The organism is Pseudoalteromonas sp. SR43-3 (assembly GCF_014163875.1).
In the GTDB taxonomy this organism is placed as follows: Bacteria; Pseudomonadota; Gammaproteobacteria; order Enterobacterales; family Alteromonadaceae; genus Pseudoalteromonas; species Pseudoalteromonas distincta.
In genome coordinates this window covers 1-5,589 of the sequence record NZ_JACJEC010000036.1, presented here as the reverse complement: position 1 = coordinate 5,589, position 5,589 = coordinate 1, and the positions used below count along the sequence as shown (strand labels likewise).

Annotated in this window: 4 protein-coding genes; 1 reads left to right on the top strand and 3 read right to left on the bottom strand. The window is 40.4% G+C overall.

The window, feature by feature from the left end; all coding sequences use genetic code 11:
* Positions 1–157 precede the first annotated feature (157 nt).
* The 3 genes from clpB to rluD form a co-directional block, all read right to left on the bottom strand.
* The gene (gene clpB, locus H5088_RS20010) at positions 158–2,734 is read right to left on the bottom strand and encodes an ATP-dependent chaperone ClpB (protein ID WP_165723615.1); all 2,577 of its coding nucleotides are present in this window, start codon (positions 2,732–2,734) and stop codon (positions 158–160) included.
* A gap of 96 nt (positions 2,735–2,830) precedes the next feature.
* On the bottom strand, positions 2,831–3,562 hold the full coding sequence (pgeF, locus tag H5088_RS20005; protein WP_182733476.1) for a peptidoglycan editing factor PgeF: 732 nt from the start codon (positions 3,560–3,562) through the stop codon (positions 2,831–2,833).
* A complete protein-coding gene (gene rluD / locus H5088_RS20000) occupies positions 3,562–4,539 on the bottom strand; it encodes a 23S rRNA pseudouridine(1911/1915/1917) synthase RluD (protein WP_149594281.1) in 978 nt (325 codons plus the stop codon). Before rluD ends, pgeF begins: the two co-directional genes overlap by 1 nt.
* Before the next feature lie 141 nt (positions 4,540–4,680).
* Here rluD and H5088_RS19995 point away from each other — a divergent pair, with 141 nt between their 5' ends.
* A complete protein-coding gene (locus H5088_RS19995; RefSeq protein ID WP_002962210.1) occupies positions 4,681–5,445 on the top strand; it encodes an outer membrane protein assembly factor BamD in 765 nt (254 codons plus the stop codon).
* The last annotated feature ends 144 nt before the right edge of the window (positions 5,446–5,589 follow it).

Here is a 5,589-nt window from a genome sequence, read left to right as displayed (position 1 = left end):
GAGTATGTTCGTTAATCATAATGTGCCCTCAAACAAGATTTGAAGATCTGATCATGACATTGAGATTTAGTTCAAAAAAATCCCCGCTAATTTCTTAGCAGGGATTTGTGTATAAGAGACAGCTATTTTAGCGGCTTTAGAGTTTAATTATTTACAATCAGCGTTTGGTAAATACCAAAGAGTCGTCATTTGCATCAATAACAATCACGCTACCTGGTATGTAGTCCCCATTAAGTAGCTTTTGTGCTAGCGGATTTTCAATCGTTTGCTGAATAGCACGCTTAAGCGGGCGTGCACCGTACACAGGATCAAACCCACTTGCTGCAATTCGCTCAAGTGCAGCATCGCTTATTTCAAGCAGATACCCCATCTCTGTTAAACGCTCACGTAATTTCATTAACTGAATATCAGCTATTTCTTTTATATGCTCGTTTGCTAACGGGTGGAATACAACAGTCTCGTCAATACGGTTAATAAACTCAGGTCTAAACTCATTAATCAATACTTCCATTACTTTAGCTTTAAGGGTCGTATAGTCATTATTCCCCGCTTGTTCTTGGATAATATCTGAGCCTAAATTTGATGTCATGATAATAACAGTATTTTTAAAATCAACGGTTCTACCTTGTCCGTCAGTTAATCGGCCATCATCTAACACTTGCAGTAAAATGTTAAACACATCTGGGTGTGCTTTTTCTATTTCATCAAGCAATATAACTGAGTAAGGTTTACGACGAACAGCTTCTGTTAAATAACCGCCCTCTTCATAACCCACATAACCTGGAGGTGCGCCCACTAGGCGTGCAACTGAGTGCTTTTCCATAAACTCAGACATGTCGATACGTACCATGGCATCTTCGGTATCAAACATAAAACCTGCCAGTGCTTTTGTAAGCTCGGTTTTACCCACACCTGTTGGACCTAAAAACAAGAAAGAACCAATTGGGCGATTAGGATCTGCAAGTCCTGCACGTGAGCGTCGTATTGCGTTAGCAACAGCAACGACCGCTTCATCTTGCCCTATTACTTTACTGTGTAACTTATCTTCCATTTGCAGCAGCTTTTCACGCTCACCTTGTAGCATTCTTGCAACAGGAATACCTGTCCAGCGAGATAAAATTTCAGCAATTTCATCCTCACCTACTTGGTTCTTAAGCAGAGTCATTTCTTGCATTTCAGCTTGTGAGGCTAAATCAAGTTTTCGTTCAAGCTCTGGAATTCGCCCATATTGCAGCTCTGACATACGCTGTAAATCACTTGCTCTTCGCGCTACATCTAAATCTAATCTTGCTTGTTCAAGCTCGGCTTTAATTACTTGTGTACCTTGAAGCGATGCTTTTTCAGCATTCCAAATTTCATCTAGCTCACGATATTGCCCATCAAGGTCGGTGATCAACTCTTGCATTTCAGTGCGACGTTTTTGACTCGCCTCATCTTTTTCTTTAGCAAGTGCATTATCTTCTAATTTTAATTGGATAATACGACGCTCAAGCTTATCTAACGACTCTGGTTTTGAATCAATTTGTAATCGAATTGAAGAACCCGCTTCGTCAATTAAATCAATTGCTTTATCTGGTAACTGACGATCGCTAATGTAGCGGTGAGATAACTGCGCCGCAGCAACTATCGCGGGATCAGTAATTTCTACTGAATGATGTAGCTCATATCGCTCTTTTAAGCCACGCAATATTGCAATGGTATCTTCAACCGATGGCTCTTCAATGAGTACCTTTTGGAATCGACGCTCAAGTGCTGCGTCTTTCTCTATATATTTACGGTATTCATCAAGCGTGGTTGCGCCAACACAGTGTAACTCACCGCGTGCTAAAGCAGGTTTTAGCATATTACCCGCATCCATTGCGCCATCACTTTTGCCTGCACCCACAATAGTGTGTATTTCATCAATAAATAAAATGACTTGGCCTTCTTCTTTAGCCAATTCGTTTAACACTGATTTTAAACGCTCTTCAAATTCACCGCGATATTTAGCGCCCGCAACTAGTGCTCCTAAATCAAGCGATAAAACACGTTTGTTTTTTAATCCTTCAGGTACTTCACCATTAATAATACGCTGTGCTAAACCTTCTGCTATTGCTGTTTTACCAACACCTGGCTCACCGATTAATACAGGGTTATTTTTAGTACGGCGCTGTAATACTTGAATCGTGCGGCGAATTTCGTCATCACGACCAATAACAGGGTCAAGCTTACCTTGCTCTGCTCGCTCAGTTAGATCAATCGTGAACTTTTCAAGCGCTTGGCGTGTTTCTTCGGCATTTGGGTCATCAACTTTTTGACCACCACGAATCGCTTTAATTGCTGTTTCAATTTTAGTGGAGGTAATATTTAACGATCTGAATATATCGCCAAGTGGACCTTTATCGTCGCATGCTGCCAGTACAAACAATTCACTTGAAATGTATTTGTCTTTGCGTTTTTGCGCATACTTGTCACATAGGTTAATAAGTGAAGCCATATTATTTGATAGCTGCACGTCGCCACCTACACCTTCTACTTTAAATAGTTTTTCTATTTCTTGAGAAAGCTTGGTGTTAAGTTCATCTGCGCTGACCCCCGTTTGTGCAAATAACGCGCGCACACTGGAGCCGCTTTGCTGCAGTAGTGAATACATTAAATGTACGGGTTCAATAAATTGATGGTCGCGGCCAAGGGCTAGCGATTGCGCATCAGAAAGCGCAGATTGAAATTTACTTGTAAATCTATCTAAACGCATGGTGTTACCTATTAAATAATCTAATTGCTTAATTAATGGGTATGTTTAGGTGTTTGTTCAAGGTGTAGAGAGAAATATAATAGCTAAAGGTGCTAATTACTTGCGCCAGATCAAACTTGCCATACGTCCGGTTTGCCCATCCCGTCGATAAGAAAAAAATAAGTCACTTTGAGAGACTGTACAATAGTCGCCGCCTGTAATATTTTTAACGCCTTGCTGGGTAAGTAAAGTACGCGCAATGCCATAAATATCAGCAAGAAATTTGCCATTAGCTCGTGGTGTAAATGCTTGAATAAATGAAGAAGACCTTTTTTGAAATAACTCAAACACTTCAGCGCCAACCTCAAATTGAGTTGGCCCAATTGCAGGCCCTAGCCAAGCATTTATATTTTCATACTTTGAGCTAAAACATTCTAAAGTATTTTTAATAATTCCCTGCTCAAGCCCCCGCCAGCCACCATGTATAGCTGCAACTTCCTTTTCATCATCACTCACTAATAAAATAGGTAAGCAATCGGCAGTCATGATAGCCAAAGGCTGATTTAATAACTGAGTATAAAGCGCATCAGCATTGTGTAACTTATTAGAGTCAAAATGTTCATCAACAATAACAACATCAGAGCTATGAACTTGATTTAGCCACACGGCAGGTTTAGGTAAGTGTTTGGTTAATAGTGAGCGGTTTTTTGATACATGATCTTGATTATCTCCAACATGGTATCCCAAATTGAAACTTTTAAATGGGTTTTTTGAAACACCACCTCCACAAGTAGTACTTAACGTTCCTACTTTATGAAGGTTTTGCCATGTCGCTGACAATAAGTGCATTATCTATCGATATCAGGATTAGCTTTAGTATCTTCACGTAGTGCATGTGTCATAGCAACCATATCATCAGGGATAGGTGCTTGCCATGTCATCATTTCACCCGTGATTGGATGCGCAATGCTCAATTTTACAGCATGTAGTGCTTGGCGTCTAAAGCTACGAAGTAACTCGAATAACTCTGGTGTTGCACCTTTAGGTGGACGCGGACGGCCGCCATAAGATTGATCGCCAATTAGCGGATGATTTAAATGTGCCATGTGCACACGAATCTGGTGAGTACGGCCTGTTTCTAAACGCAAACGTAAACGAGTATGAGCACGGAACTTTTCAGCAACACGATAATGTGTAATTGCCGGCTTACCCATTTCATGTACGGCCATATGCGTACGCTGCGTAGGATGGCGGCCAATTGCTTTTTCAACCATACCACCAGCAGTCATGGTGCCATTACACAGTGCTTCATATTCACGAGTGAAATTTTCGCGCTTTTGTAGTGCTTTCACTAAATGCGTTTGGGCCTGAATCGTTTTAGCTACAACCATTAAACCGGTCGTGTCTTTATCTAAACGATGCACAATACCTGCGCGTGGCACGTTAATTATTTCAGGGTAGTAATGTAGCAATGCGTTTAGCACTGTTCCATTAGGGTTACCCGCACCTGGGTGAACCACTAGGCCCATTGGTTTATTAATTACCAAAATATCATCGTCTTCATAAACAATGTTTAATTTGATATCTTGTGCTTCGTATTCGCGTGGTGCTTCAATTGTTGTTTCAACACTTACAACTTCACCACCTAGTAGTTTTTCGCGTGGAGTGTTGAAAATTTCACCGTCTACAGTGATTTTATCATCCAAAATCCACGTTTTTATACGAGAACGTGAATAATCAGGGAACAATTGTGCTAATACTTGGTCTAGACGTTTACCACCTAATTCGGTTGGAACGTCGGCTTGAAGAGAAATTTGCTCTGACATTAGTAACTTTACCCAATTTACCAGTGCAAGCTTTGCTCGACTGGGTTAGAATCGCTTTTAATAAAAGCATAATATAATACGCATAGTTTACTCGGTTTTACCGACTTGGCCTAGCCGAAGACATCGAAGGTAACAAATAAAATGATAAATAAAATAGGGAAACGTGCATTTGCCATTGTTTTTTCAGTTTCTGTACTTAGTTTAGGCGCTTGTTCGTCTGCTCCAGACCAAGAAGACATTCAACGTGTACCGAATAAGTCTGCACACGCTTTATATGAAGATGCAAAAGAAACGCTAGATTCTGGTTTATATGCTCGTGCAATTGAACTTTTGAGTGCTATAGACTCTCGCTACCCATTTGGCCCATTCTCTAAGCAAGTACAAATGGACTTAGTCTATGCACATTATCAATCAGGTAATACTGAACAAGCACTTGCAACCATTGACCGCTTTATTCGCTTAAACCCAAATCATAAAGATTTAGACTACATGTATTACATGCGTGGTTTAGTAAATATTAAAGCAGATAAAAATGCGTTCCAAGAGTACTTTGGTGTAGATAGAGCCGACCGTGATGCTAACCGTACTCGTGTTGCATTTACAGATTTATCGACATTAGTAAAACGTTTTCCTAAAAGTGATTACGCGCCTGAAGCTAAGCGTCGTTTAGTGTGGCTTTTAAACCGCATGGCACGTTATGAATTAAAAGTAGCAACTTACTATTACGAACGTGAAGCTTATTTAGCTGCTGCTAATAGAGGTAAGTTTGTTGTTGAGCATTATTCACAAAGCAGTTACTTAGATCCCGCGCTTGAAATGATGGAGAAAAGTTACGACCAATTAGGTTTAACTGAGCTTAGTGAGCACGCAAAGCAAACACGAAAACTAAATAAAAGAACTAAATAAATAAAAAAGGCGCTTACTAAAGCTGTCTCTTGATCACAAGTCTGACTCAAGAGATTTTGCTAAATCGTAGCCTTCCAGGATGGCTTGTAACTTAAGCCATCCTTGCCATAACACTTTCACAGATGCACGCCCTGTGCGCTTGGT

Bases quoted from the DNA above. Each gene is read 5' to 3' on its own strand.
- H5088_RS19995 (WP_002962210.1), top strand. From the start codon at position 4,681: ATGATAAATAAAATAGGGAAACGTGCATTTGCCATTGTTTTTTCAGTT.
- rluD (WP_149594281.1), bottom strand. From the start codon at position 4,539: ATGTCAGAGCAAATTTCTCTTCAAGCCGACGTTCCAACCGAATTAGGT.
- pgeF (WP_182733476.1), bottom strand. From the start codon at position 3,562: ATGCACTTATTGTCAGCGACATGGCAAAACCTTCATAAAGTAGGAACG.
- clpB (WP_165723615.1), bottom strand. From the start codon at position 2,734: ATGCGTTTAGATAGATTTACAAGTAAATTTCAATCTGCGCTTTCTGAT.